23 protein-coding genes are annotated in these 26,255 nt (G+C 56.4%); 14 read left to right on the top strand and 9 right to left on the bottom strand.

Annotation, left to right across the window (positions count from 1 at the left end; translation table 11 throughout):
* The first annotated feature begins 220 nt into the window (after nucleotides 1-220).
* Both MWH02_RS12525 and MWH02_RS12520 read left to right on the top strand, forming a co-directional pair.
* Nucleotides 221-2,047: a glycosyltransferase family 25 protein gene (locus MWH02_RS12525; protein WP_271460748.1), complete on the top strand. Its 1,827-nt coding sequence runs from the start codon at nucleotides 221-223 to the stop codon at nucleotides 2,045-2,047.
* 3 nt (nucleotides 2,048-2,050) lie between these two features.
* Nucleotides 2,051-3,436, top strand: coding sequence for a bifunctional cytidylyltransferase/SDR family oxidoreductase (locus MWH02_RS12520; protein ID WP_110867558.1), 1,386 nt, complete (start codon nucleotides 2,051-2,053; stop codon nucleotides 3,434-3,436).
* 53 nt (nucleotides 3,437-3,489) lie between these two features.
* On the opposite strand, the gene mrcB is transcribed toward MWH02_RS12520, so the two are convergent.
* Together mrcB and hrpB are read right to left on the bottom strand one after the other, a co-directional pair.
* On the bottom strand, nucleotides 3,490-6,030 hold the full coding sequence (gene mrcB, locus MWH02_RS12515) for a bifunctional glycosyl transferase/transpeptidase (protein ID WP_271460747.1): 2,541 nt from the start codon (nucleotides 6,028-6,030) through the stop codon (nucleotides 3,490-3,492).
* Nucleotides 6,031-6,128: 98 nt separating this feature from the next.
* On the bottom strand, nucleotides 6,129-8,603 hold the full coding sequence (gene hrpB / locus MWH02_RS12510; RefSeq protein WP_271460746.1) for an ATP-dependent helicase HrpB: 2,475 nt from the start codon (nucleotides 8,601-8,603) through the stop codon (nucleotides 6,129-6,131).
* A 36-nt stretch (nucleotides 8,604-8,639) separates the two neighbouring features.
* Between hrpB and thpR the strand changes: the two genes are divergently transcribed.
* The 9 genes from thpR (at nucleotide 8,640) to panD (ending at nucleotide 15,647) form a co-directional block, all read left to right on the top strand.
* On the top strand, nucleotides 8,640-9,179 hold the full coding sequence (gene thpR, locus MWH02_RS12505) for an RNA 2',3'-cyclic phosphodiesterase (protein ID WP_222234614.1): 540 nt from the start codon (nucleotides 8,640-8,642) through the stop codon (nucleotides 9,177-9,179).
* Nucleotides 9,180-9,884 (top strand): DNA/RNA nuclease SfsA, encoded by a 705-nt coding sequence (gene sfsA, locus MWH02_RS12500; RefSeq protein WP_101762065.1) that lies wholly within the window; start codon nucleotides 9,180-9,182, stop codon nucleotides 9,882-9,884.
* A 245-nt stretch (nucleotides 9,885-10,129) separates the two neighbouring features.
* Entirely contained in the window at nucleotides 10,130-10,585 is a 456-nt protein-coding gene (gene dksA, locus MWH02_RS12495; protein ID WP_007888770.1) for an RNA polymerase-binding protein DksA, read from the top strand.
* A 70-nt stretch (nucleotides 10,586-10,655) separates the two neighbouring features.
* Nucleotides 10,656-11,585: a tRNA glutamyl-Q(34) synthetase GluQRS gene (gene gluQRS / locus MWH02_RS12490; RefSeq protein ID WP_101762066.1), complete on the top strand. Its 930-nt coding sequence runs from the start codon at nucleotides 10,656-10,658 to the stop codon at nucleotides 11,583-11,585.
* Nucleotides 11,586-11,623: 38 nt separating this feature from the next.
* Entirely contained in the window at nucleotides 11,624-13,036 is a 1,413-nt protein-coding gene (pcnB, locus tag MWH02_RS12485; protein WP_206098210.1) for a polynucleotide adenylyltransferase PcnB, read from the top strand.
* Nucleotides 13,033-13,518, top strand: a complete 486-nt coding sequence (folK, locus tag MWH02_RS12480; RefSeq protein ID WP_271460745.1) for a 2-amino-4-hydroxy-6-hydroxymethyldihydropteridine diphosphokinase — start codon at nucleotides 13,033-13,035, stop codon at nucleotides 13,516-13,518. The genes pcnB and folK overlap by 4 nt, the downstream gene beginning before the upstream one ends.
* 42 nt (nucleotides 13,519-13,560) lie before the next feature.
* Nucleotides 13,561-14,355 (top strand): 3-methyl-2-oxobutanoate hydroxymethyltransferase, encoded by a 795-nt coding sequence (gene panB, locus MWH02_RS12475; RefSeq protein WP_101762069.1) that lies wholly within the window; start codon nucleotides 13,561-13,563, stop codon nucleotides 14,353-14,355.
* 15 nt (nucleotides 14,356-14,370) lie between these two features.
* Nucleotides 14,371-15,225, top strand: a complete 855-nt coding sequence (gene panC / locus MWH02_RS12470; protein WP_271460744.1) for a pantoate--beta-alanine ligase — start codon at nucleotides 14,371-14,373, stop codon at nucleotides 15,223-15,225.
* Between the two features lie 41 nt (nucleotides 15,226-15,266).
* Nucleotides 15,267-15,647, top strand: a complete 381-nt coding sequence (gene panD / locus MWH02_RS12465; RefSeq protein WP_007888760.1) for an aspartate 1-decarboxylase — start codon at nucleotides 15,267-15,269, stop codon at nucleotides 15,645-15,647.
* Between the two features lie 82 nt (nucleotides 15,648-15,729).
* Here panD and MWH02_RS12460 read toward each other — a convergent pair whose 3' ends face one another.
* From MWH02_RS12460 to hpt, 3 genes are all read right to left on the bottom strand, one after another.
* Nucleotides 15,730-16,500, bottom strand: coding sequence for an ABC transporter permease (locus MWH02_RS12460; protein WP_101762076.1), 771 nt, complete (start codon nucleotides 16,498-16,500; stop codon nucleotides 15,730-15,732).
* Nucleotides 16,497-17,423, bottom strand: a complete 927-nt coding sequence (locus tag MWH02_RS12455; RefSeq protein WP_101762077.1) for an ABC transporter ATP-binding protein — start codon at nucleotides 17,421-17,423, stop codon at nucleotides 16,497-16,499. Before MWH02_RS12455 ends, MWH02_RS12460 begins: the two co-directional genes overlap by 4 nt.
* 192 nt (nucleotides 17,424-17,615) lie before the next feature.
* Nucleotides 17,616-18,152, bottom strand: a complete 537-nt coding sequence (gene hpt / locus MWH02_RS12450; RefSeq protein ID WP_110867551.1) for a hypoxanthine phosphoribosyltransferase — start codon at nucleotides 18,150-18,152, stop codon at nucleotides 17,616-17,618.
* A gap of 165 nt (nucleotides 18,153-18,317) precedes the next feature.
* Here hpt and MWH02_RS12445 point away from each other — a divergent pair, with 165 nt between their 5' ends.
* Entirely contained in the window at nucleotides 18,318-19,607 is a 1,290-nt protein-coding gene (locus MWH02_RS12445) for a cystathionine gamma-synthase family protein (RefSeq protein WP_271460743.1), read from the top strand.
* On the opposite strand, the gene cueO is transcribed toward MWH02_RS12445, so the two are convergent.
* Nucleotides 19,600-21,189 (bottom strand): multicopper oxidase CueO, encoded by a 1,590-nt coding sequence (cueO, locus tag MWH02_RS12440; RefSeq protein ID WP_271460742.1) that lies wholly within the window; start codon nucleotides 21,187-21,189, stop codon nucleotides 19,600-19,602. The two genes, MWH02_RS12445 and cueO, sit on opposite strands and share 8 nt — an antisense overlap.
* Nucleotides 21,190-21,366: 177 nt before the next feature.
* On the opposite strand from cueO, the gene MWH02_RS12435 reads away from it, so the two are divergent.
* Entirely contained in the window at nucleotides 21,367-21,714 is a 348-nt protein-coding gene (locus MWH02_RS12435) for a YacC family pilotin-like protein (RefSeq protein WP_007888732.1), read from the top strand.
* 197 nt (nucleotides 21,715-21,911) lie between these two features.
* Here the strand turns inward: MWH02_RS12435 and MWH02_RS12430 are convergent, their stop codons facing one another.
* From MWH02_RS12430 to dtnK, 3 genes are read right to left on the bottom strand one after another with little or no spacing between them, the layout of a single operon-like run.
* A complete protein-coding gene (locus tag MWH02_RS12430) occupies nucleotides 21,912-22,673 on the bottom strand; it encodes a DeoR/GlpR family DNA-binding transcription regulator (protein ID WP_101762081.1) in 762 nt (253 codons plus the stop codon).
* A 6-nt stretch (nucleotides 22,674-22,679) separates the two neighbouring features.
* The gene (locus MWH02_RS12425) at nucleotides 22,680-23,660 is read right to left on the bottom strand and encodes a D-threonate 4-phosphate dehydrogenase (protein ID WP_217549079.1); all 981 of its coding nucleotides are present in this window, start codon (nucleotides 23,658-23,660) and stop codon (nucleotides 22,680-22,682) included.
* Nucleotides 23,653-24,924 carry a D-threonate kinase gene (gene dtnK, locus MWH02_RS12420; protein ID WP_271460741.1) on the bottom strand — a complete coding sequence of 424 codons (1,272 nt, stop codon included), beginning with the start codon at nucleotides 24,922-24,924 and terminating at the stop codon, nucleotides 23,653-23,655. Before dtnK ends, MWH02_RS12425 begins: the two co-directional genes overlap by 8 nt.
* Before the next feature lie 182 nt (nucleotides 24,925-25,106).
* Here dtnK and MWH02_RS12415 point away from each other — a divergent pair, with 182 nt between their 5' ends.
* A complete protein-coding gene (locus MWH02_RS12415; RefSeq protein WP_271460740.1) occupies nucleotides 25,107-26,255 on the top strand; it encodes an iron-containing alcohol dehydrogenase in 1,149 nt (382 codons plus the stop codon).

Below are 26,255 nucleotides of genomic sequence, written 5' to 3'. Positions count from 1 at the left end.
GCGGCGTTTACAGCCAGATCGCGCATATTCATGATCGCAAATAATAAATCAGCAATAAAAGGAGCGGAGGCCGGCAATCGGGAAATTGCATTGCCGCACAGAGGAAGTTTATTTCATCCCGACGGAGCGCCAAACCAACGATAACAAGTAAAATCATAAACTTAAAAAAATGGCCCGCTAATTGCTTATGTCCTGCATTCTCCTTCCTGCAGACACAGTCATGACCGCTATAAACTGGAACATTGTTGATCGCGTTGTCTTCATCAATTTGAAGAAACGCAAAGACCGATTAACCCGCATCACTAAACAACTTAAAAAGCTGGGTTTAACCGCTGAAAAAATCGTTCGCCTGGAGGCGATCAAGCATGAAAAGGGCTACATCGGCTGCACGCAATCGCATATCGCCGCGCTGGAGATGGCACGCGATAACGGCTGGGAGCGCGTGCTGATTCTGGAGGATGATTTTAGCTTCAATGAAAGCCAGAAGAACTACGACAATCTCAACCGCTACTTTGCCGCCCTGCCGCAAATCAACTGGCAAGTGGCTTTTCTGGCGGCCAATTATCGCCGAGTCACGCCGTTAAAGAGCGTGGACTATATCGTGCGCGCTAACTTCGCGTGGTGCGCATGCGCCTATATCGTAAATCACCGCTATTACACCACGCTGATTGAAAACTATCACGAGGCGCTGCAGGCGCAATTGCAAGGTGGTGCGCAGGCACAATATGCCCTTGATGTGCACTGGAATAGCCTGATGCAGCAGGATCTTTGGCTGGGCGTATTCCCCAACGCCGGTGTACAACGGCTCGATAAAAGCGATATCGAAAATAGAACGGAAGATTACCGCGCACTCTTCAGAAAACCGTTGAGTCAAATCGTTGCGCCCGCCAAATTCAAACCCTCCACTTCAGGCCCAATTAAAGTCGACTTTTACTTCCAGTGGCCACCGGGTTGGACGAACTTTGAATCGGTGATTGAGGCGATGCAGGCCAATCCCGCGTTCGATTGCCGCATCGTGGTGGTGCCTTACCTGAACTGGAAGGCGAGCGATGTTAACGGCGATATTCAGCGTGAGATTCTGCGTGAAAGAGGGCTGGATTACACAGGATTTGAAGACTATCAGTTGGAGCAGCGTCAGCCCGATGTGGTGTTCTTGCAAAACCCTTACGACGAAGCACGCCCCGAAGCCTTTCGCAGCGACTACCTGCATGAGCGCGGCGTGAAAATCGCTTACATCCCTTATGCGCTCGATACCGGAATTGGCGCAGAGAGCATGGTGTATCAATATAATTTGCTTTGTCAAAATCTGGCGACGTGGATATTTGCCCGCTCGGAAAAACATAAAACTGAGTTTGCGCTGCAGTGTCAGGCAGGAAATCGCCATGTGCACGTTACCGGCCATCCTAAATTTGACCACTATCAGCGTCGTTTCCATCTCACGGATAACCTGCCGGCTCAAACGGTAACCACCTTCCTGTGGACGCCGCATTTCGTACTGCCTGGCGACCAGAAGATGTACACCACCTTCAGCCTTTACTGCTCGGCGTTCTTAAAACTGATTGAGCGTCAGGACATTCATCTGATCATTCGCCCCCATCCGCTGCTGAGCCAATGGATAGGTGAAGCCAACCCAACGGCACAAAGTCTTTATCAGCAGTTACAGCGCGCGTCGCAGCAACACACCAATCTGGAGTGGGATCTGGGGCATGATTACACGCTGACTTTTGCGCGTTCCGATGCACTCATTGCGGACGCCGGTTCCTTCCTGCTGGAATATCTGCCGTCGAAAAAACCCATCCTCTACCTCACTCACGAAACCTGTCACGGTTTGAACCGCACTGCAGAATTCATTTATGACGCCTACGACGTTGCCTGGTGTGAAAAGGATATTTTCACCTTTGTAGACAACATTGTCGCGGGTCACGATGCAATGAAAGTGCGCCGGGAACAAGCCCTGCGTGAGGAACTGCAGATAGAAGAGAGAACAGCGGGCGAGAAAATCGCTGAAATTATTTGTTCATCACTCAGACCGCAAGCGGCGGAATAAAAAATGAAAAATGTAGCCATAATACTTTCTGGCGGTACAGGCACCCGCTTTGGCAGCGACAAGCCAAAACAATTCGCCAAGTTAGCGGGACGTGCCGTGATTGAATACACCATCGAACGTTTTGAAAAATCGGCCGACATTGATGAAATTATTATCGTCTCACAAAATGAGTACATCGATTACATGTGGGAGTTGGTGGCAAAAAATCAGTGGCACAAAGTGAGTAAAGTGGTGAACGGCGGTAAGGAACGTTTTGACTCAACATATTCCGCGCTGAAAACCCTTATCAACTATGACGGTCATTGTAAAATCTTACTGCATGATGCCGTGCGTCCATTAATTAGCGACACTATTATTCGCAAATGCGTAGATGCACTTGAATCCTTTGACGCCGTAGATGTGGTGATCCCCTCAGCAGATACTTTAGTAGAAGTTCACGATGATGGCTGCATTGCCAATATTCCTCATCGTGCCAGCATGCGCCGAGGCCAGACCCCTCAGGCATTTCGTCTGGAAAAAATTCGCCAGGCTTATGAGAAAGCAGCGGCCATGGGTAAGTTTACGTTTACCTGCGACTGCGGAGTATTGCGTAATATGCTGCCTGAAACGCGTGTTATTACCGTAGAGGGCGATGAGAACAATATTAAAATCACCCATCCACTTGATCTCTTTATCGCAGAAAAATTGCTGCAGGAGAAAAGCTCACACGCATTGAATTCTGCAAATCTCGATTTCCTGCGCGATAAGCATATGGTTATTTTTGGTGGAGGTAGCGGAATTGGTCTGGAGATGATGAAAGTTGCCACGCTGTGTGGGGCCAAAGTACATATTGCCAGTCGTTCACATAATGATATCGACATTACTCATCTCGACAGCGTAAAAAACTATTTAACTAACATTGTTGCCGAGCATGGCAATATTGATTTTATCGTCAACACTGCGGGTGTCTTGATTAAGAAACCGCTCTCCACGCTTACTCAGCAGGAAGTGATGGCGCTGATTAACATTAATTATCTGGGAGCCGTAAACGTGGCAATTGCGGCAAAAGAGCGGTTAATCTGCAACTCCGGCATGTTATTGAATTTCACATCCAGTTCTTACACTCGTGGACGGGCTTTTTACGCCCTTTACTCATCGGCAAAAGCTGCGGTAGTCAATCTGACTCAGGCGCTGGCGGAAGAGTGGATTGAGGATAAAGTCAAAGTGAACTGCATCAATCCTGAGCGTACCGCCACACCGATGAGAACCGTTAATTTTGGCGAGGAACCTGCAGATTCACTGCTACATGCACGAGACGTTGCAGTAAAAAGCCTGGAAGTTCTCGTGACGCAAAGTACTGGTATGGTTATTGATATTCGCAAAAGTAACTGTAAGAATCAGCCCAGCTAACCACCTATCCCAATAAGAAAGGGCGCCGCAGCGCCCTGTGTTTTCTCAGCAACTTATTTGCTGCCGAACATATCTTTAATCCAACCCGCCACGCCGTCAGAATCTTTCTGCTCATTCTGTGGCTGCTGCTGCTGTTGTTGCTGCTGTTGCTGCTCTTGTTGCTGCTGCAACTGCTGCTGTTGTTGCTGAACCTGCTCTTGCTGCTGCTGACACAGCGCGTTCGGATCCAGCGACCACACCGGCAGCGAACGCCATGTGCTGCTGCCCGTACCGCAGATAAAGTTACCGGCAGAATCGATATTCATCTGCGTGATATCTTCCGGCGGCGTCAGCACCAGCGGCATTGGCGCCTGGTTGTCGAGATAGCGGCGATAAAGCTGCATTGCACCGCTGGCACCGTACAGCTTCGAGGTTTGGTTGTTATCGCGGCCAACCCAGGTAATCGCCACTTCTTTGCCATCAATACCGGCGAACCAGCTATCGATCAGGTCATTGGTGGTACCGGTTTTGCCAGCCAGATGCGCTTTAGGATAACGCGCACCCAGCGCACGCGCGGTACCGTGATCGGCGACCTGCTGCATGGTGTAGAGCGTCAGATACGCCGCCTGCGCCGGTTCAACACGCTGCGCCTGCGGATAGCTCTGATACAGCACCGTGCCATCTTCCGCAATCACCGAACGTACCGCCGACAGCTCAGCGCGGTTACCGCCGCTGGCGATCGACTGGAACGCCTGCGCCACTTCAATCGGCGTCAGGTTCAGCGCACCGAGAAGCATTGACGGCACCGGATGCAGCTGATCTTTCGGCACGCCGAGCTTGTTCCAGGTATCGACCACCGCATCCAGTCCCAGCGTCATACCGAGGTTGACGGTTGGCACGTTCATCGAGTTGGTCAGCGCATCCACCAGCATCACTTTGCCGCTGAAACGACGATCGTCATTCATCGGTTTCCAGATGCTGCCGTTCGGCTGTTTCAGCGCAATCGGTTCATCGGCGATCCAGCTGTTGAGGCGATAGCTGTTCGGCTGGCTCAGCGCGGTGAGATAGGTGGCCGGTTTTGCCAGCGAGCCAATCGAACGACGTGCCTGCAGCGCGCGGTTGTAACCGGCGAACTGCGGATCGGCACCGCCGACCATGGCGCGCACTTCACCGCTGAAGCGATCCACCACCACCATCGCGGTTTCCAGATCTTTCAGGCCACGCTGTTTTTTCAGCGTTGGAATACCTTCAATCACCGCTTTCTCTGCGGCATCCTGCGAAATCGCATCCAGCGTGGTGAAAATCTTCACGCCGGAGAGATCTTTCATTTTGTCGCCGAGCTTAGCCTGCAGCTCGTTACGCACCATCTGCATAAATGCCGGCTGAGGCGTGATCACGCCGCCTTTTGGCTGCACGCCAAGCGGACGCGCCGACAGCATGTCATACAGTTCCTGATCGATGACGTTCTGCTGCTGCAACAAACGCAGCACCAGATTACGTCGCTCCAGCGCAAGTTTCGGGTTACGCCATGGATTGTACAGCGATGCGCCTTTCACCATGCCGACCAGCATCGCCTGCTGATCGAGGCTCAGCTCATCCACCGGACGACCGAAGTAGTAAAGGCTCGCCAGCGGGAAACCGCGGATCTGGTCATTACCGGTCTGGCCGAGATACACCTCGTTGAGATACAGCTCGAGGATGCGATCTTTGCTGTAGCGCGCATCCATGATCACCGCCATATAGGCTTCACGCGCTTTACGCCACAGCGAACGCTCGTTGGTGAGGAACAGGTTTTTCACCAGCTGCTGCGTCAGCGTACTACCGCCCTGCACCGCTTTACCGGCGGTGATGTTGGCGAGGAACGCACGACCAATCGAATACGGGCTAATGCCGTCGTGCTCGTAGAAGTGGCGGTCTTCAGTGGCGATCAAGGTGCTCACCAGCAGATCCGGGAAACCGGCGCGCGGCACGAACAGACGCTGTTCACCGTTCGGCGACTGCAACATGGTGATCAGGCGCGGATCGAGGCGGAAGAAGCCAAAATCGCGGCCGGTATCGAGATTTTTAATCTCGCTCAGCTCATTGTTGCTAAAGGTCAGGCGCGCGTTGATCTGCCCCTCTTTGCTGTCCGGGAAATCAAACGGACGGCGCAGCAGATCAATGGTGTTGCCTTTGACGCTAAACTCGCCCGGACGGGTAATGCGTGACACTTCGCGATACTGCGTGCCTTCCAGCAGCGCAATCATCTCTTTTTTGTCGTACGACATGCCCGGTTCAAGGCTGACCATGCGCCCATAAACGGCGGCCGGCAGTTGCCACACTTTACCGTCGATGCGGCTGCGGATTTCCGAGTCGAGATAGACGCCCCAGGCGGCCATCACCACCACAAAGACCAGGAAGAGTTTAATCAACCAGCCTAACCAGCGACGTTTACCGCGTGGCGGACGTTTTTTACTTTTTGGTGGCACCGGTCCACTCTCCTCATCTTCTTCGTCAAAATCGTCCTGATCGATATCATCATCAAGTTCCCTGCGGCGACCCCGCCGCGCACTGCTGCGCGGCGGCTTTGGCGCTTTTCCTTTGCGCCCGATAGGTTCGCGATCGTTCCCAGACATGCTTTTATTCTCCAGGTATTGCTACGGCGGCGGCCGTTACTCTAACTGCTTTCTCATGCGACGCATGGCAGAACCCTCTGAATTCGATCCACAGCGTTTCACGATGAAAATTTCTTGGTCCGCCTTGTGGGTAAGGCGTTGGCCGGATCGTCCGGCCACGGATGCTTTGGATAGCGCCCTTTCATCTCTTTCTGCACTTCGGGATACGCACCACGCCAGAACGCCGCGAGGTCACGGGTGATCTGCAGCGGACGATGCGCGGGCGAGAGCAGCTCTAACACCAGCGGTACGCGGCCATCGGCCACCGCCGGATTCTGTGCTTCGCCAAACATCTCCTGAATCCGCACCGCCAGCGCGGGTGGCTTCTCTGCATCGTAGCGGATCGGCAGGCGGCTTCCGGTCGGCACAGTGTAATGAGTTGGCAGCACAGTATCCAGCCGCTGACGTTGTGACCATGTCAGCAAATGTAATAATGCGCTGACAAGGTTGATGCTCTGCAATCCTTTCAGATCGCGTACCGCGCTCATCTCCGGCAGCAGCCAGCTTTCAAGCGTATCGAGCAGGCTTTCATCGTCCAGCGCCGGCCACGCCTCTTCCGGCAGCCACTGCGCGGCACAGTGCACCCGCAAGCGTAGCTGTTCGGCGTCTTCTTTCCAGCCCAGCACCGACAATCCTTTTTCGCGGATCCAGCGCAGCATCGCCGGATGCAATATTTCCGCCTCCGGGCGCGCCTGCGGCTGCGCTTTTAGGACCAGCGCGCCGATCAGTTCGCGTTTCCAGGCACGTAAAGTGCCTTTCTCTTCGTCCCACTCCACGTCGGTACGCTGCTCAATTAAGGTGGGGCATTCGCGGCGCAGCGCGTCGATATCCACCGGCAGCGCCAGTAACATGCGCGCCTCGGCGGCGCTGGCGCCCTGCAGCAGTGTCGGTGCAATCAGCCACTCATAGCGGCTCAAACCATCCTGCTCGTTAAGCATCGCGCCAATGCCGTTCGCCAGCTGATAGCGCGCGCTGTCGCCACGACGCTGCGCCAGACGATCGGCAAAACCGGCGGCCAGCAGCTGCGGGAACAGGTCGGGATTAATGGTGCCGCCGCTGGCGTTGAGGCGCTTCTGCCACTGACGCGCGCGGCGCTGCCAGTGCGACTGCGGATGGTTAAGCGCATCACGCAGATCTGCGCTGCCGCTGCGTGGCGGATCTTCCAGAATCGCCACCAGCAGCGCGGCGCTGGCGATGGCATCGTTGTTTTGCCCGGCAGCCACCAGAATCGCGCTCAGGCGCGGATCGCTGCCCAACGCGGCCATTTTTCGACCGCGCGCGTTGAGCTGGTGATTCTCCAGCGCGCCTAGCTGGGTTAACCGCTCGCACGCCGCACGCAAGTTGCGCGGCGGCGGCGCGTCAAGCCACATAAGCTGCGACGCATTCTGACATCCCCATTGCAGCAGATCGATCTGCAGCGAGGTCAAATCGCTATTGAGAATTTCCGGTTCACTCTGCGCCGCCGCACGCAGCGCCTGCTCTTGTGGCAGTAAGTGCAGGCAGATGCCAGGTTCCAGACGACCAGCACGACCGGCGCGCTGCGTCATCGACGCCTGGCTGATACGCTGCGTTTGCAGCCGCGTCACGCCGCTGCGCACGTCAAACTGCGCCGAGCGCTCCAGCGCGCTATCGACCACTAAGCGGATACCTTCGATGGTCAAGCTGGTTTCGGCGATGTTGGTCGCCAGCACCACTTTTCGGCGGTCCGCCGGAGACGGCAGGATGGCGCGGCGTTGCGCCTCCAGCGACAGCGCGCCATATAAAGGAGAAAGATCCACCTCGTCACTGACCCGCGCTTCCAGCTCGCGCTTAACCCGTTCGATCTCCGCCACGCCGGGCAGGAACAGCAGCAGCGATCCTGACTCTTCGCGCAGCAGTTGCGCCACCTCGCGCGCTACCGCTTCTTCAAAACGTTGCTGGCTGTTGAGCGAAGCATAGCGGCGCGTGACCGGGAAACTGCGGCCCTCAGAGACCACAAAGGGCGCATCCGGCAGCAGCTGACGCAAACGCTGATTATCGAGCGTGGCCGACATCAGCAGAATTTTCAGATCGTCGCGCAATCCTTGCTGCACATCGAGCAGCAGCGCCAGCGCGAGATCGGCCTGCAGGCTGCGTTCATGGAATTCATCGAGGATCACCAGCGAGACGCCTTCCAGCATCGGATCGCGCTGCAACATGCGCGTCAAAATGCCTTCGGTGACCACTTCGAGGCGCGTGTTGGCACCGCAGCAGTTTTCACCGCGCATGCGATAGCCAACGATGCCGCCCGGCTGCTCGCCAAGCTGTTCTGCCAGACGCTGCGCCACGTTGCGTGCCGCCAGTCGGCGCGGCTCCAGCATGATGATGCGGCCGGGCAATGGGGTGTGTTGCAGCAGTTGTAATGGCAGCCAGGTTGATTTACCTGCGCCGGTCGGCGCCGCCAGCAACACCTGCGGCGACTGCGCCAGCGCGTCCAGCAACGCAGGCAGCACCTCGCTTACCGGTAACTCACTCAAACTCAACTCCCAAAATGCCTGTGCTAAGATGGCGCGCATTGTAGCACTCTGAGGCGCGGATTACCGGAGGCCAACCTGGCAACGCAACGTCTGTTTTTTGCTCTTGAACTGCCCGCTCCGCTCCAGCAACAGTTGGTGCAGTGGCGTGCGGATAATTTTGCTGCCGAAGCCGGGAAACCGGTGGCGGCGGCCAACCTGCACCTGACGCTGGCGTTTCTCGGCGAAGTCAGCGATGAGACGTCACGCAAGCTGCAGCGGCTGGCCTCACGCATCGAACAGCCCGGTTTTGCCCTCGATTTGGATGACGCCGGTCACTGGCCGCGTCCCGGCGTGGTGTGGCTCGGTTGTCAGCGGGCGCCGCGCGGATTACTGCAGCTCGCCAGCCTGCTGCGCGCGCAAGCGGCACGTCATGGCTGCGCACAGAGCCCGCAGCCGTTTCATCCGCATGTCACGCTGTTGCGCCACGCAGCGTCACAGATCGCGCTGCCGCCGCGCGGTTTTCACTGGCGCGCCGATATCCGCCATTTTGCGCTGTTCGCTTCGAACGTGACGCGCGGCCGCACACGTTATCAGGCGCTGACCCGCTGGCCGCTACTATCATCCACAGGAGAGTAAATGGAGTTCGACCCACCGCTCAAACCCGCCCGCTTGATTGCCCGTTACAAACGCTTTTTAGCCGATGTAGTTACGCCAGAAGGTGAAACGCTGACCATTCACTGCGCCAATACCGGCGCGATGACCGGCTGCGCCACGCCGGGCGATACCGTGTGGTATTCGACGTCCAGCAGTGCCACGCGGAAATATCCGCACAGTTGGGAACTCACCGAGACCCAACAAGGCCACTGGATCTGCGTGAATACGCTGCGCGCCAATCAGCTGGTGCGCGAGGCGCTGACGCTCGACACGATTCCGGAATTATCCGCTTACAGCCGCTGCCAGCCTGAAGTGAAATACGGCACGGAAAAAAGCCGAATTGACTTCCTGCTGCAAGCGGATGGCCGATCCAACTGCTATATTGAAGTCAAGTCCGTCACCCTTTTACAAGCAGGTAAAGGCTATTTTCCGGATGCGGTGACGGCTCGTGGACAGAAACATCTGCGCGAATTGAGCACCATCGTGGCAGAAGGTCATCGAGCCGTTTTGTTGTTCGCAGTTCTGCATACGGGGATTGAGGACGTTTCCCCGGCACGCCATATCGACGTGCACTACGCAGAACTACTGGAACAGGCGCAGCGTGGTGGTGTAGAAGTTTTGGCGTATCAAGCTCAAATTTCACCGTTAAAGATATTACTTACGCAACCGATTAACGTAGCGTTGTAATATTTAAGGCAATTTGGTGTGATAGGAATGTTCTGGGCGAGGCGCTGAATACGCGATTGTTCAGAGGCTTGTCAAGTAGTGGTCAGGAATAATTGCCAACCTTGATTGCTTCTGCTATTTATAGCGGCCTGTTTTTTTCCCTTTATGGGAATCGATAAGCCCTAAATCGTTTAGGTTGCAGGCACACAGTCAACACATGCAACTTGACGTATCTAGGGAAGTGCGTGTTATCCAGGAGAAACAACATGCAAGAAGGGCAAAACCGTAAAACATCGTCCCTGAGTATCCTCGCCATCGCTGGAGTGGAGCCGTATCAGGTGAAACCGGGCGAAGAGTATATGAACGACGCCCAGCTAGGCCATTTCCGTAAGATTCTGGAAGCCTGGCGCAACCAACTTCGGGATGAAGTAGATCGCACTGTGTCACATATGCAGGACGAAGCTGCCAACTTCCCGGATCCGGTCGACCGTGCTGCGCAGGAAGAAGAGTTCAGCCTGGAATTGCGTAACCGCGATCGTGAGCGCAAACTCATTAAAAAGATTGAGAAAACGCTCAAGAAAGTGGATGACGACGATTTCGGTTACTGCGACTCCTGCGGTGTAGAAATTGGTATTCGCCGCCTTGAAGCGCGTCCGACTGCCGATCTCTGCATTGACTGCAAAACGCTGGCAGAAATCCGCGAGAAGCAGATGGCTGGCTAATGGCCGTAAGCAAATTGCTACCGCACAGCCGGGAAAATCCCTGTTTTCCCGACGTGCGGTACACTTCGTTATGAATCCTTCAAACTGCATTGGGCGTTTCGCTCCCTCCCCTTCTGGTGACCTCCATTTTGGTTCGCTGATTGCTGCGTTAGGCAGTTACCTGAGTGCGCGCGCGCAACAGGGACGCTGGCTGGTGCGCATCGAAGATATCGATCCCCCGCGTGAAGTTCCCGGTGCCGCAACGCGTATTTTGCAGCAGCTGGAACATTATGGTCTTTACTGGGATGGCGACGTTTTATGGCAGTCACAGCGCCACGATGCCTATCGCGCCGCGCTAAGCTGGCTGCAAACGCATCGACAAAGTTACTTCTGCACCTGCACGCGTAGCCGCATCCAGCAGCTGGGCGGTTTTTACGATGGTCACTGCCGCGATTTGCAGCTGCCGCCGGACAACGCCGCGCTGCGCCTGCGTCAGCATGCGCCGGTTAGCGGCTTTGACGATCGCCTGCGTGGCCATTTACAGGCTGAAGCGCAGCTGGCGCAGGAAGATTTTATTATCCATCGCCGTGATGGGCTGTTTGCCTACAATCTCGCGGTGGTGGTTGATGACCATTTTCAGGGCGTAACGGAAATCGTGCGCGGCGCGGATTTGATTGAGCCCACGGTGCGCCAGATTGCGCTGTATCAGCAGTTTGCCTGGCCAGTGCCGGATTATCTGCATTTGCCGCTGGCGGTCAATCGCGATGGCAACAAGCTTTCCAAGCAGAATCATGCGCCCGCGCTGCCCGCTGGCGATGCGCGGCCGCTGCTGGTGCAGGCTTTACGCTTTCTTGGTCAGCCGGTTTCGGCTGGCTGGCAGGATGAATCGCTGGAAAGCCTGTTGAAACAGGCCGTCGCGCAGTGGAATATCCGCCTGATTCCGTTGCAGAACGGTCTTAAAGAGGATGAAACGACATCACCATTCCTAAATGGTTCTCAACAGGCTATGATTAGCCGCTGATTTTATTAACACCCTTTTTCTCACTGTCGAGGTGTCCCATTTTTACCCGAGTCGCTAATTTTTGCCGGAGAGTCCTCAAGCGTGATGAGGAGGCGCCTGAAGAGGTGGAAGCTGAAAGTCCTGGTCAGATGACTGTCATTCCACGAGAAAGCCACAACATCTCACGCAAAGATATCAGCGAAAACGCCCTCAAAGTGCTCTATCGTCTGAACAAAGCCGGATTCGAAGCCTACCTGGTTGGCGGCGGCGTGCGCGATTTGCTGCTCGGCAGCAAGCCGAAAGACTTTGATATCACCACCAACGCCACGCCTGAACAGATGCGCAAGCTGTTCCGCAACTGCCGTTTGGTCGGTCGTCGTTTTCGTCTGGCACATGTGATGTTCGGTCCGGAAGTGATCGAAGTCGCCACCTTCCGTGGTCATCATCATGAAGAGAGCGAAGAAGATCGCAACAGCTCGCAGCGCGGCCAGAACGGCATGCTGCTGCGCGACAACATTTTCGGCAGCATTGAAGACGATGCCCAACGCCGCGATCTCACCATCAACAGCCTCTATTACAGCGTGGCCGATTTCACCGTACGTGATTACGTCGGTGGCTTGCACGATCTGCACGAAGGCATCATTCGCATGATTGGCGATCCGGAAACGCGCTACCGCGAAGATCCGGTGCGCATGCTGCGTGTGGTGCGCTTCGCCGCCAAGCTGCAGATGCGTATCGCGGCAGAAACGGCCGAGCCGATCCCGCGTCTGGCGACGCTGCTGAATGACATTCCGCCGGCGCGCATGTTTGAAGAGTCGCTCAAGCTGCTGCAGGCCGGTTACGGCTACCGCACCTATCAGATGATGCGTGAATATCAGCTGTTCCAGCCGCTGTTCCCGATGCTGACGCGCGGTTTCACCGCCGAAAGCGACAGCCTGATGGAGCGTATGCTGGCGCAGGTTCTGAAAAATACGGATACCCGCTTGCAAAATGATATGCGCGTCAATCCGGCCTTCCTGTTTGCCGCAATGTTCTGGTATCCGCAGCTGGAATCCGCCGAACGCATTGCGCAGGAAAGCGGCCTGACTTATTACGATGCTTTCGCCTTGTCGATGAACGAAACGCTGGATGAAGCCTGCCGCGCGCTGGCGATTCCCAAGCGTATCACCACGCTGATTCGTGATATCTGGCAGCTGCAGCTGCGCATGTCGCGTCGTCACGGCAAACGTGCGTGGAAGCTGATGGAGCATCCTAAGTTCCGTGCCGCTTACGATTTGATGGCGCTGCGTGCCGACGTGGAAAACAATCCTGAGCTGCAAAAGCTGACGCATTGGTGGGGCGAGTTCCAGGCGGCGGCACCGGTGCAGCAGAAAACCATGATGACCACGCTGGGCGACGATCCGGCCCCGCGCCGTAAACCGCGCCGTCCGCGTCGCCGTCCAACCGGGCCTCGCACAAACAGTCCGCAATGACCCGCGTTTACCTCGCTTTAGGCAGTAATCTGGCCGATCCGCTGCATCAGGTTGATGCAGCGTTGGCCGCGCTCGATGCCATTCCGCATACCTCGCGCATCGCCACATCTTCCCTGTATCGCACGCCGCCGTACGGCCCGCCGGATCAGCCTGATTACCTTAATGCGGTAGTGGCGCTGGAAACCGCGCTGGACGCTGAGGCGCTGCTCGATCATTCCCAGCGCATTGAGCTGCAACACGGTCGTGTGCGCAAAGCTGAACGCTGGGGACCGCGCACGCTGGATCTCGATATCATGCTGTTTGGCAACCAGACCATTAACACGCCGCGCCTGACCGTGCCGCACTACGACATGCACAATCGCGCTTTTATGCTGGTGCCGCTGCTGGAAATTGCCCCGCAATTGTCGCTGCCGAATGGACAAGCCTTATCTGTGATTCTTGCCACCCTGGATCGCAGCGCTATCCGTTTGTGGTCTGAGTAAGCCGTAGTACACTGCGCGCATCAGAAAACTCTGGAGCGTGTGATGAAACCAACAACCCTCTCCCATTTACGCCAACTCAAAACCAGCGGGCGCAAATTTGCCACGCTGACGGCGTACGACTTCAGTTTTGCCCGCCTGTTTGCCGATGAAGGCATTCAGGTAATGCTGATTGGCGATTCGCTCGGCATGACCGTGCAGGGCCATGAATCGACCTTGCCGGTCACCGTGGACGATATCGCCTATCACACCGCCGCCGTGCGCCGTGGCGCGCCGCTGGCGCTGCTGATGGCCGATCTGCCGTTTATGAGTTACGCCACGCCAGAACAGACGTTTACTAACGCCGCACAGCTGATGCGCGCGGGCGCCAATATGGTGAAGCTGGAAGGCGGCGAGTGGCTGGCGGAAACCGTGCGTATGCTAACCGAGCGCGCCGTCCCGGTGTGCGGCCATTTGGGCCTGACGCCGCAGTCGGTGAACATCTTCGGTGGCTACAAAGTACAGGGCCGCGATGAAGCCGCCGCTGAACGTCTGCTGGCCGATGCGCTGGCGCTGGAAGCCGCCGGTATGCAGCTGCTGGTGCTGGAGTGCGTGCCGGTGGCGCTGGCGGAACGCGTTACGAAAGCGCTGTCGGTGCCGGTGATCGGCATCGGCGCGGGCAACGTCACTGACGGTCAGATTCTGGTGATGCACGACGCCTTTGGCATTACCGGCGGTCACATTCCCAAATTTGCCAAAAATTTCCTCGCAGAAACCGGCGACATTCGTGCAGCGATTCGCCACTATATCGCCGACGTTGAAGCGGGCCTCTATCCAGCCGCTGAACACAGTTTTCAGTAAATCAGGAGATTTGCAGTGCTGATCATTGAAACACTGCCGATGCTGCGTCGTGAGATTCGTCGCTGGCGTCAGGCAGGTAAACGTATTGCGCTGGTGCCCACCATGGGCAACCTGCACGACGGTCATCTGACGTTGGTCGATGAAGCGCGCGAGCGCGCTGACGTTGTAGTGGTCTCGATTTTCGTCAATCCGATGCAGTTTAATCGTCCCGACGATTTAGCGCGCTATCCGCGCACGCTGCAGGACGACTGCGAGAAGCTGAATCGTCATAGCGTGGATCTGGTGTTTGCGCCCGCGCCCGCCGATGTCTATCCCAAAGGCCTGGATAGCCAAACCTTTGTGGAAGTGCCGGGTTTATCATCGCTGCTGGAAGGCGCCAGCCGTCCGGGACACTTCCGCGGCGTCTCCACCATCGTCAGCAAACTGTTTAATCTGGTGCAGCCAGACATCGCCTGCTTCGGCGAGAAGGATTTCCAGCAGCTGGCGATTATCCGCAAGATGGTGGCGGATATGGGCTTCGATATCGAGATTGTGGGCGTGCCAACGGTACGCGCAAAAGATGGCCTGGCGTTGAGTTCGCGCAATGGCTATCTCACCGCCGACGAGCGTAATATTGCAGCCGGTCTTAGCCAGGTGATGAACAGCATGGCCGAACGTCTGAGCAACGGCGAGCGCCATGTTGAAGAGATTATCGAGCAAGCGGAAGTGGCGTTGCGTGAGAAGGGTTTCCGTCCGGATGGACTGGCGATTTGCGATGCCGAAACCTTACAAGCGCTGAACGTGGACAGCCAGCGCGCGGTGATTTTGATGGCCGCATGGCTCGGCAATGCGCGTCTGATTGATAATCAGCAAGTGGATCTGACGGAGTAGTTTTCCGTTGTTTATTGGCAGCTTAACAAGGTTAGACAGTTATGATTCGCACCGTACTTCAAGGCAAACTGCATCGCGTTAAAGTCACTCAGGCAGATTTGCATTACGAAGGTTCCTGCGCCATTGACCAGGATTTCCTCGACGCCTCCGGCATTCTGCAATACGAAGCCATCGACATTTACAACGTCACCAACGGCCAGCGTTTTTCCACCTACGCGATTGCCGCTGAACGTGGCTCGAAGATCATCTCAGTCAACGGTGCCGCCGCACGCTGCGCCTGCGCTGGTGACATCATGATCATCTGCTCTTACGTGCAGGTCGAAGATGAAGTCGCACGCAGCTGGCAGCCGAAAGTTGCCTACTTCGAAGGCGATAACGAAATGAAGCGCCTCGCTAAGGCGTTACCAGTTCAGGTGGCTTGATATAACAAGGGCGCGGTTTTCACACCACGCCCTTTTCTTTGGTTGCCATGAATGGCGATCTTTTTGAAGATCACTCCCAAATCTACGTACGTAACCCGCGCCCACGCTGAATCAGCGAATACACCAGCACATAAAACACCACGATAAAGGCGATCAGCACCGATAGCGTGAACACCAGCGGCACATCGTTGATGCCGAGAAAACCGTAACGGAAGCCGCTGATCATATACACCACCGGATTCAGCTTCGACACCGCTTGCCAGAACGGCGGCAGCAGCGTCAGCGAGTAGAATACGCCGCCGAGATAGGTTAACGGCGTCAGCACGAAGGTGGGAATCAGGCTGATATCGTCAAAAGTGCGCGCGAATACCGCATTCAGCAGGCCCGCCAGTGAGAACAGAATCGCCGTCAGCAACAGCGTCAGCGCCACCATCGACCACGAATGCACGTGGAACGGCACGAAGAACAACGAAATCGCGGTAACCAAAATCCCCACGCACACGCCGCGCGCCACGCCGCCGCCGACATAACCGGCAATAATGATGTGCGTTGGCACCGGTGCCACCAGCAGCTCTTCAATGTTGCGCTGAAATTTGGCGCTAAAGAACGACGATGCCACGTTGGCATAAGCGTTAGTGATCACCGCCATCATGATCAGGCCCGGCACGATAAACTGCATGTAGCTGAAACCGTGCATATCGCCGATGCGTGAACCGATCAGATTGCCGAAGATGATGAAGTAGAGCGTCATGGTGATCACCGGCGGCACCAGCGTCTGAATCCAGATGCGGGCGAAGCGGTTGATCTCTTTGCTCCAGATGCTCTTGAGCGCCACCCAATACAAGTGCGTCATGCTTTCACTCCTGTTTTTCCCTGTGTCAGGCTGACGAACAGCTCCTCAAGGCGGTTAGCTTTGTTACGCATACTCAGCACCTGCACGCCCTGCGTGCTCAGCTGGCTGAACACGCTGTTCAGACCTTGCTCACGCATCACTTCCACTTCCAGCGTCGAGGTATCGACCAGTCGATACTGGAAGCCCTCCAGCTGCGGCAGCGGGCTACGCGGCGCCAGATCGAGGATAAAGGTTTCGGATTGCAGCTTGGAGAGCAACCCTTTCATCGAGGTGTTCTCAACCAGCTCGCCGCTCTGAATAATACCGATATTGCGGCACAGCATTTCCGCCTCTTCCAAATAGTGCGTGGTGAGGATGATGGTGGTGCCTTTAATGTTCAGCTCTTTCAGGAAACTCCACATCGAACGGCGCAGTTCGATATCTACGCCGGCGGTCGGTTCATCGAGGATCAGCAGCTTCGGCTCATGCATCAGCGCACGCGCGATCATCAGGCGGCGCTTCATACCGCCCGAAAGCATGCGCGCACGTTCGTTGCGTTTGCCCCACAGATCGAGCTGATTGAGGTATTTTTCCGCGCGTTTATTAGCTTCAGCGCGTTCAACACCGTAATAACCAGCCTGATTGACCACAATCTGCATTACGGTTTCAAACGGGTTGAAGTTGAACTCCTGCGGCACCAGCCCAAGCTGGCGCTTGGCGTTGACCACATCTTTTTGCAGGTCATAGCCAAACACGCGCACGCTGCCGCCGGTTTTATTCACTAACGAGCTGATAATACCGATGGTGGTGGATTTACCGGCGCCGTTTGGCCCCAGCAGGGCGTAAAAGTCGCCCGCTTCCACGTTGAGATCGAGTCCTTTCAGCGCCTGTACGCCGCCGGGATAGGTTTTGGTCAGCCCGGAAATTTCCAGTGCATATGTCATTGCGAATCCATACCTTGTTGTAGAGACATCAAAGGCCTATGAAAATGGTAATGCGCACGAGCGATGTCGCGGTCATTAACATTAAGAAATCAATGGAGTTTAGCAGAGAGTCGAGCCAGCCCATAAACCGTTGGCTTACGGGCTGCGCAGTGTATCGCAGGCGGGGAAGTTTAGCCTTGGACGATTGTGCGGTTATTCACCGGTCGGGATAACTTTGCCGATATACGGCAGATGTCGATAGCGCTGGGCGTAATCGATACCAAAGCCGACCACGAACTCATCGGGAATGGTAAAGCCAACATATTCAACCGTGACGTCCACTTCACGACGCTCTGGCTTATCCAGCAAGGTACAAATCGCCAGTGACTTTGGCTCGCGCAGGCGCAGGATTTCACGCACTTTGCTCAGCGTATTGCCGGAATCGATGATGTCTTCCACGATCAGCACATCCTTGCCGCGAATATCTTCATCGAGATCTTTGAGGATTTTCACATCGCGGCTGCTCGACATGCCGCTGCCGTAGCTTGACGCCGTCATAAAGTCGACTTCATGCGGCACGTCGATGGCGCGGCACAGATCGGCCATAAACATAAAGGAGCCGCGCAGCAAACCCACCAGCACCATTTCGCTGCCGCTGTTGCGGTAGTGCTCGTTGATCTGCTTGCCCAGTTCGGCAATTCGGGTTGCGATCTCTTGCTCGGAGATCATCACGTCGACGGTATGTTTCATTGCATGCGTCCAGTTACGGTTTTTGGAAAGCCACGAAGTCTATCATAGACGAGCCAGCGTCTAACGCCGCGCACAGAACGCAAACGATTCCGTGGCGGAATTTATCGCGCTGGCGTTAACTGTAGGAACACGTCCGCCCCTTTACCGCCGAGTTCTGGAGTTCCTATGACCGCTTCATCCAGTAAAAAAACCAAAATTGGTACGCGCGATCTGCACCCGGAAACGCAGATGCTGAATTACGGTTACGATCCGCAGTTATCGGAAGGCGCGGTGAAACCGCCGGTGTTTCTCACCTCCACCTTCGTGTTTAACAGTGCCGAAGAGGGGCAGGATTTTTTCGATTTCGTCGCCGGGCGCAAGCAGCCGCCGGAAGGCAAAACTGGTGGGCTGGTCTATTCACGCTTCAACCATCCCAACAGCGAAATCGTAGAAGATCGGCTGGCGGTGTATGAAGGCGCGGAAAGCGCGGCGCTGTTCTCTTCCGGCATGTCGGCGATTGCCACCACGCTGCTGACGTTTGCGCGTCCGGGTGAAGTGATTCTGCATTCCCAGCCGCTGTACGGCGGCACCGAAACGCTGCTGAGCAAAACGCTGCACGATTTGGAGATCAAAGCGGTGGGTTTCAGCGATGGCACCGATGAAGATAAGGTGCATGAAGCGGCGAAGCTGGCGTGGCAGCGCGGACGCGTGGCGCTGATTCTGATTGAGACGCCCGCCAATCCCACCAACAGCCTGGTAGACATTCAGTTGATGCAGCAGGTGGCAGATGTGATTGCGCAGCAGCAAGGTTCGCGGCCGATTCTCGCCTGCGATAACACGCTGCTTGGGCCGGTGTTCCAACAGCCGTTGCAGCATGGCGCAGATTTGTCGCTCTATTCACTGACCAAATATGTCGGCGGCCACTCGGACCTGATTGCCGGTGCGGTGCTGGGTAGCAAAGCGTTGATCGGCAAGGTACGTTCGCTGCGCAGCGCCATCGGCACGCAGCTGGATCCGCACTCCAGCTGGATGATTGGCCGCTCGCTGGAAACGCTGTCGCTGCGTATGGAGAAAGCCACCAGCAATGCCGAAAACGTGGCGGCGTTTTTACGCGATCATCCGCAGGTGGAAAAACTGCATTGGCTGCCGTATCTGGCGGCAGAAAGTCCGGCGGGCAAAACGTATCAGCGCCAGTGCAGCGGCGCGGGTTCAACCTTCTCGTTTGATATTCGTGGCGGGCAAGCGGCGGCGTTCCGTTTCCTTAATACGCTGGAACTGTTCAAGCTGGCGGTGAGCCTCGGCGGCACCGAATCGCTTGCCAGCCATCCTGCCAGCACCACCCATTCGGGCGTGCCGCAGGATGTGCGACAGCGTATTGGCATCACCGATTCGACCGTGCGCTTGTCGATTGGTATCGAACATCCTGACGACCTGATCGAGGATATTCGCCTGGCACTGGAGTCGTCGGTTAACTGACGCTAAAACCGAGCATCATGCCGGTATCTTCATGCTCCAGCAGATGGCAATGCGCCATGTACGCATTGTCGGCGTTAGCGACATAGTTGAAGCGCACCAGCACTTCGCTGCGCCAGCCGTTAACGTTGACGATGTCCTTCCAGCCTGCGCGATGCGCCGCAGGCGGCTTGCCGTTTTCTGACAGGATGCGGAACTGCGTGCCGTGAATGTGGAACGGATGCAGCATGTGATCACCTTCACCGGAAATCGTCCACTTCTCCACTTTGCCCAATTCCACGTTGAACATCGGCTTGGTCATATTAAATGCCTGACCATTGATCTTGTTGCCATTATGGAAATCATAGGCGGCAGTTTTGCCGTGGCTGCCGTGATCCATCGCCATATCGCCATGATCCATCGGCTTCGCGCTATCACTCATCGCCATGTTGCCATGATCCATTTTCATGCCGCCCATGGCTTTATCGCCGTAACGATCCATCAGCGCCTGCATACCTTGCTGATCAAGCTGCGGATCCATCATCAGCTGCAGCCAGCGGCTTTGCAGGCCTTCGGTGGCGGGAATGGGCGGCAGATCCACCAGCTTGTCCGGCAGCGTACCGCTGGCCATCACGCGCAGCGGCAGAATGTTGACCAGCGGCAGCGGTTGGTCAAACGGCGCCAGCGTCATGCCCATCTGCGTCACCGGCAGCGTCACTACGTCGAAGGCTTTGCCATCTGACGTATCCACCAGCACTTCAAAACGCTCGCCCGGCAGCAGCGGCAAGCTATCGACTTTCACCGGCTCGGCCAGCAGCCCACCGTCGCTGCCAATTACGTACAGCGGACGTTGGTCGCTGGTGGCGATATGCAGCGAACGCGCGTTACAGCCGTTAAGCAAACGCAGACGCAGCCAGCCGCGTGGCACCGCATGCTGCGGATATTGCACGCCGTTGGTGAGCATCATTTCGCCAAACCAGCCGACGGCGGCGCGCATGATATCGAGCTGATAATCGATTTGCGTTCCCGCTTTATTTAGCTGCTTATCCTGGAAAATCAGCGGCACATCGTCTTCGCCCCACTGCATCGGCAGACGCAACTTGCCGGACGCTTCATCTTCCAGCAGCACCAAACCCGCCAGACCTTGCGCCACCTGATAACCGGTTTTGCCGTGGTGATGCGGATGGAACCAGCAGGTCGCGGCGGGTTGATCAGGGGTGAAACTGACCTGACGCGTCGCGCCGGGCGCAATAATCCCTTGCGGGCCGCCATCAACATCGCCGGGGATCTCCAGCCCGTGCCAGTGCAAGGTGGTGGCTTCCGGCAGTTGATTATGGATATTCACCGTGACGGCTTTTTCGCGTTGCAGACGCAGCGCGGGTCCGAGCAATCCACCGTTGTATCCCCAGGTAGGCACCGCTTTGCCATTCCATTGGCTGCTACCGGTCATGGCGGTCAAGGTGTATTGCCCGCGGGCATCAGGCTGCAAAATGGAGGGAATCGGTAATAATGGGCGCGTGGCGGCCATTAGTGAGCGGCTCCACAGCGGCAGCGCACCGGCGGCGCTGAGTGCGGCAGTCAACTTTAGAAAATGACGACGTTGCATATTCTTATCCTTGTCGTGAATAAGGGCACAGCGTAAACCTTTACCCTGCGGGAGGGTCAAGCCCTGAAACAGATTGCACTGATAAAAAGGGTGGGAATGGCCCGAAAGGGCAAATTTAGCGGAATAGCGGCAATAACTGTGCTAACGTCAATAAATTGTCCCTTGTTGAGAATGATTATGACGAAAAGCATCAAGATCCTGCTGCTGGCGGGACTCCTTGGCTTCTCCTCCACCAGTTTTGCCCTGAGCGAATCCGAAGCAGAAGATCTGGCCGACCTCACCGCCGTGTTCGTTTATCTCAAGAACGATTGTGGCTATCAGGATTTGCCAGACGCGCAGATTCGTAAAGCACTGGTGTTTTTCGCCCAACAGAACCGTTGGGATTTAAGCAACTACAGCAATTACAACATGAAGTCGCTGGGCGAAGAGAGCTACAAGGATTTGAGCGGTATCGCCATTACCAACGACAAGAAGTGTAAGTCGCTGGCGCGCGATTCGTTGAGTTTGCTGGCTTACGTTAAGTAATCATTGCCCGCTGGTTGGTGCTTGCTGTCCCCCTCCTCGGTCGGTGCTCGCTGTCCCCCTCCTCGGTCCTCCCCCACAAGTGGGGGAGGAAGATGCTGCAATATGTCAGTTCGAGAGTTGCATGTGGCAGCGTCTCCTTCCCCCGCTGGCGGGGGAAGGCCGGGATGGGGGACAGCCAGCACAATCTCAATCTAAATCTAAACCGTCAACTCCAATCCAATACCCCGCTCGCGCAGGTCGCGGCACACCGCTTCATCCAGACGTGCATCCGTCACCACATCAGTCAGGCTATCAATCGGCGCGGCGCAATACAGCGACCATGAACCGTATTTACTGCTGTCAGCCAGCAGAACGCGGCGGCGCGCGTTGGCCAGCAGATCCATCTTCAATCCGGCTTTCTCTTCGGTTGGCGTGGTAATCCCGCGTTCGATGCTCCACGAGTTGCAGCTGACAAAGGCAATATCAGGATTGATGCTGCGCAGCAAACGGCGACCATGTTCGCCAATGCACGACTGGCTGGAATCGTCGATGCGTCCACCAATAATGGTGGTTTCAATTTGCTTAAACTCCGACAGAAACAGCGCGATATGCAGATCGGCGGTGATGACCCGCAGCTTGAGGTGCGTCAGCTGGCGCGCCAGCTCCAGCATGGTGGTGCCGGCATCCAGCACCACCGCATCACCCGACTGCACGTAGCTGGCGGCAAACTGCGCGATGGCCTGCTTCTCGGCGAGATTACGCTGCATCTTCTCCAGCGTGGTCGGCTGATTGGGGATAAAGCGATTCAGCGTAACGCCGCCATGGCTGCGGCTGATAACGCCTTCTTTATCCAGCTTGATCAGATCGCGGCGGATCGTCGCTGGCGAGGCAGAAATCGCGCTCACCAGTTGTTCAACAGTGACCAAATTATGGCTCTTCAGATAATCCATAATCTGGTCGAGACGGCTTTGTCCCTTCATATTTCCCTATGCAAGCTGCATCGCGAGTTTAATGGAGATCGCCATGCTCGCAGAGTTCGCTTTACCTGTCCAGGCGATATCAAACGCGGTGCCGTGGTCCGCCGAGGTGCGGATAAACGGCAGGCCCGCAGTGATGTTAACACCATCGTAAAAGCCTAGTAATTTCAGCGGGATATGGCCTTGATCGTGGTACATCGCTACCACCATATCGTATTGTCCTTCCTGACACTGCAGGAACACGGTATCGGGCGGACACGGGCCGCTGACATCAATGCCCTGCGCTTTCATGGCGTTAATGGCAGGCGCGACGATGGTGATCTCTTCATCACCAAACAGACCGTTTTCACCGGCATGCGGATTAACCCCCGCCACCGCGATGCGCGGCTGGTCGAAACCGACGCGGCGCAGGAAGCTGTCGGCCATGCCGATCACCGTTTGAATGCGCTCGCCGTTTAAGGTATCGAGGAACTTACGCAGCGCAATATGCGTGGTGACGTGAATCACTTTCAGCTTATCGGTGTAGAGCACCATGGCGTAATTTTTGGTGTTGGTCAGTTGCGCCAGCAGTTCGGTGTGGCCGGGATAGATATGACCCGCCGAGTGCAGCGCCTCTTTGTTTAACGGTGCGGTAGCGATCGCCTGCACGTCGCCAGCCAGCGCCAGTTCGGTGGCGCGTTTGACGCAACGCCAGGCCAAATCACCCGCTGCTTTCTGCACCACGCCAGGCTGCAGCGCGGCGGCATCCGCCAGCGGCTCATCAATCACGTTGATCATGCCGGGCGCGAAATGCGCATCCTTGACCTGGTCGAGCACGCGCAGTTCAGCCTGCGGCGTGACATGTAAACCCATCACCCGACGCAGCGTGTTAGCGCAACCGACCACCACGGCAGGCGCGCCCGCTAACTCCCCTTCTGCCAGCGCTTTAATGATGATCTCCGGGCCGATGCCCGCCGGATCGCCCATGGTAATCGCAATAATTTTACTCACTCGACTTCTCCTCAATAAAACGAATGGCTTCTACCAGGGTGTTTTCGTCACCAAAGCCACCTGCTTTGGTCATCACCGGCAGGTGTAATTCACTGTTAAGCAAAACCCCGTGCGGTACGCAGCCCGCCACAAGGCCCTGAATCTGAAAACCGCGGGCACCTGATGCCTGTGCCACGGCAATCGCCACATCGCCGCCAGAGAGATAAAGCCCAGCAGGCTGCACCTCGCGGCACACGCGGCGGGTTAACTGCGCGAGAAACTGGCAGATGCGTTCGCCCAATAGCTGACGAGAAACCTGATGCTGTTGGCACAACTGCGCAATCTCATGACGCTGCCCGGCATGTTGGGTAGTGCGTACCACGCAATGCGCGCCGTCGTGCAGCGCCTGCTGCATCTCTTGCTGCCACCGTTCAGCCTGCGGCCAGGCCGGTTGGGCAAACAGCTGACGGATATCAATGTCGATAATGCGGATGTCACGCTGGCTAGCGAGGCGTGTAATCTGCTGCTGCGCAATGGCGCTCATCGAACCGACCACCGCCAGCACCGGACGCGACTGACGTGCCGCCAGCAACGCGCCGAGCGCATCGCTGAGCCCGGATGCTCCGGCCAACAACGGACGCGTCTCCAGCGTGGCTGCCGCGGCCATCAACAAGGCAATGTCGGCGTCCTGCTCGATATCCACCACCAGCAAACCTTGCTTGCTGGCCAGCACCTGCGCCAGTTGATCGCTGCGCAGCGTGGCGAGATCGAGGGTTTCACCCGGCAATGTGCTCTGCATCTGCAGACACGTCAGCACATGGCCGCTGGTGACCGGCGTTTTGGGATCGCTGGCGAATTCGCTGTCGATCAAACGCTGCTGATGGATCCACACGTCACCCGCACGCGTGGTGCGTCCGAGCTTCGGCACCGCCGGCACCACTAAGGCTAATGTTTTACCGCTGGCCTGCATCGCGGCTTCGATCTCCGCGCCGGGATTGCCGCGCAGCGTGGAATCGATCTTCTTAAATAACCAACCGTCGTTAGCGATGGCCTGATGTTGCTCAATGGCAGCTCGCGTGCGTTGGGCCGCTTCTTGTGCGCTGGTTGCACGGCTATCGGTGCTGATCACCAGCACATCGGCAGCACCAGCGTCGTGTGGCGTGCTGCTCTCAAACAGCACATGCACACGCGCCCCGGCTTGTGCCAGCCCGCTGCCCGCGTCATTGGCGCCGGTAAAGTCATCGGCAATCACTAAGACTGGCGTTTTCCATGGCTGTGAAGTCATGCTCTCTCCTCTTCCGGCCGCTGCCGGGTCGCAATGATTATATTCAATCATGATTGATTATATGTGAGCAAGATCAAATTAATCGAAATCAATTTGCCCTATAAAATTAGGCACTGCAGTGATGGAACTTGCGGCGATTGAGCAAAATCAATCATTCCGCGCAAAAAACGTAAGGGTAAGAGATGAATATCAACAGCACCGTGATCAGTGGCTTTCAGGCGCTTAATGACCTCAGCTATTTACTGCAAGGTAAAGACAAAGCGCTGCTGGTGACCGATAAGAATATTGAAGGCATTCCGGCGGTACAAAAGCTGATCGCCCAGCTCACGCAGCAGATTGCCAGCCTGAGCATCGTCAACACGGTGCCGCCAGAGCCTAGCCAGCACGATGTGGCGGCCATTGTCGCCGCGCTGCCGAGCACCGATGTGGATCTGGTGATTGGCATCGGCGGTGGCAGCGTACTGGATGTCGCTAAGCTGCTGTCGATTCTGTGTGTCGAAGATGCGCCGACACTGGAGGCGTTACTGGCTGGTGAGAAGCCGCACACGCGCACCACTTCGCTACTGATTCCGACCACCGCAGGTACTGGCTCGGAAGCCACGCCCAACGCGATTCTGGCGATCCCCGAGAAAGAGACCAAAGTCGGCATTATCACGCCAGTGATGCTGCCAGATTATGTCGCGCTGGTGCCAGAACTCACCACCAGCATGCCACCGCACATCGCCTCTTCCACCGGTATCGATGCGCTGTGCCATTTGATTGAGTGCTTTACCGCGACCGTGGCGAACCCGGTGAGCGATAACTATGCGCTGATCGGCATGAAAAAGCTGTTTGCCAGCCTCGAAACCACTATCGCCGAACCCGACAATCTCGAAGCGCGCCTGAATATGCTGTGGGCATCTTATTATGGTGGCGCGTCCATTGCGCATGCCGGTACGCATCTGGTGCACGCCATGTCTTATCCGCTGGGCGGCAAATATCACCTGCCGCACGGTGTCGCCAACGCCATTCTCCTTGCGCCCTGCATGCGCTTTGTACGACCGGCGGCGGTGAGCAAATTCGCTCAGGTTTACGATCTGCTGTCGGATGCCGACATCACGCTGGACGACGAAGCCAAATCCCACGCGCTGGTGGCGTATTTTGCCGCACTGGTGAAGCGCCTGAAGCTGCCCGCCAGCCTGGAAGAGCTGGGTATCGGCCCGGATCATTTGCCGTATCTGGTGGAAGCCGCGCTCGACGTGCAGCGCCTGATGAAGAATGTACCGATGAAAGTGGGCGCCGAAGACGTACGAAACGTCTACCTGACGCTGTTTCCGGCTTTGAATCACTAA

This window comes from Pantoea leporis, assembly GCF_028048155.1.
Lineage (GTDB): Bacteria > Pseudomonadota > Gammaproteobacteria > Enterobacterales > Enterobacteriaceae > Pantoea > Pantoea leporis.
This window is presented reverse-complemented; position numbering and strand designations above follow the sequence as displayed.

What these genes read in the sequence shown, in the direction of transcription:
- MWH02_RS12525 (WP_271460748.1), top strand. Translation starts at nt 221, where the DNA reads ATGACCGCTATAAACTGGAACATTGTTGATCGCGTTGTCTTCATCAAT.
- MWH02_RS12520 (WP_110867558.1), top strand. Translation starts at nt 2,051, where the DNA reads ATGAAAAATGTAGCCATAATACTTTCTGGCGGTACAGGCACCCGCTTT.
- mrcB (WP_271460747.1), bottom strand. Translation starts at nt 6,030, where the DNA reads ATGTCTGGGAACGATCGCGAACCTATCGGGCGCAAAGGAAAAGCGCCA.
- hrpB (WP_271460746.1), bottom strand. Translation starts at nt 8,603, where the DNA reads ATGCGCGCCATCTTAGCACAGGCATTTTGGGAGTTGAGTTTGAGTGAG.
- sfsA (WP_101762065.1), top strand. Translation starts at nt 9,180, where the DNA reads ATGGAGTTCGACCCACCGCTCAAACCCGCCCGCTTGATTGCCCGTTAC.
- dksA (WP_007888770.1), top strand. Translation starts at nt 10,130, where the DNA reads ATGCAAGAAGGGCAAAACCGTAAAACATCGTCCCTGAGTATCCTCGCC.
- gluQRS (WP_101762066.1), top strand. Translation starts at nt 10,656, where the DNA reads ATGAATCCTTCAAACTGCATTGGGCGTTTCGCTCCCTCCCCTTCTGGT.
- folK (WP_271460745.1), top strand. Translation starts at nt 13,033, where the DNA reads ATGACCCGCGTTTACCTCGCTTTAGGCAGTAATCTGGCCGATCCGCTG.
- panB (WP_101762069.1), top strand. Translation starts at nt 13,561, where the DNA reads ATGAAACCAACAACCCTCTCCCATTTACGCCAACTCAAAACCAGCGGG.
- panD (WP_007888760.1), top strand. Translation starts at nt 15,267, where the DNA reads ATGATTCGCACCGTACTTCAAGGCAAACTGCATCGCGTTAAAGTCACT.
- MWH02_RS12460 (WP_101762076.1), bottom strand. Translation starts at nt 16,500, where the DNA reads ATGACGCACTTGTATTGGGTGGCGCTCAAGAGCATCTGGAGCAAAGAG.
- MWH02_RS12455 (WP_101762077.1), bottom strand. Translation starts at nt 17,423, where the DNA reads ATGACATATGCACTGGAAATTTCCGGGCTGACCAAAACCTATCCCGGC.
- hpt (WP_110867551.1), bottom strand. Translation starts at nt 18,152, where the DNA reads ATGAAACATACCGTCGACGTGATGATCTCCGAGCAAGAGATCGCAACC.
- MWH02_RS12445 (WP_271460743.1), top strand. Translation starts at nt 18,318, where the DNA reads ATGACCGCTTCATCCAGTAAAAAAACCAAAATTGGTACGCGCGATCTG.
- cueO (WP_271460742.1), bottom strand. Translation starts at nt 21,189, where the DNA reads ATGCAACGTCGTCATTTTCTAAAGTTGACTGCCGCACTCAGCGCCGCC.
- MWH02_RS12435 (WP_007888732.1), top strand. Translation starts at nt 21,367, where the DNA reads ATGACGAAAAGCATCAAGATCCTGCTGCTGGCGGGACTCCTTGGCTTC.
- MWH02_RS12430 (WP_101762081.1), bottom strand. Translation starts at nt 22,673, where the DNA reads ATGAAGGGACAAAGCCGTCTCGACCAGATTATGGATTATCTGAAGAGC.
- dtnK (WP_271460741.1), bottom strand. Translation starts at nt 24,924, where the DNA reads ATGACTTCACAGCCATGGAAAACGCCAGTCTTAGTGATTGCCGATGAC.
- MWH02_RS12415 (WP_271460740.1), top strand. Translation starts at nt 25,107, where the DNA reads ATGAATATCAACAGCACCGTGATCAGTGGCTTTCAGGCGCTTAATGAC.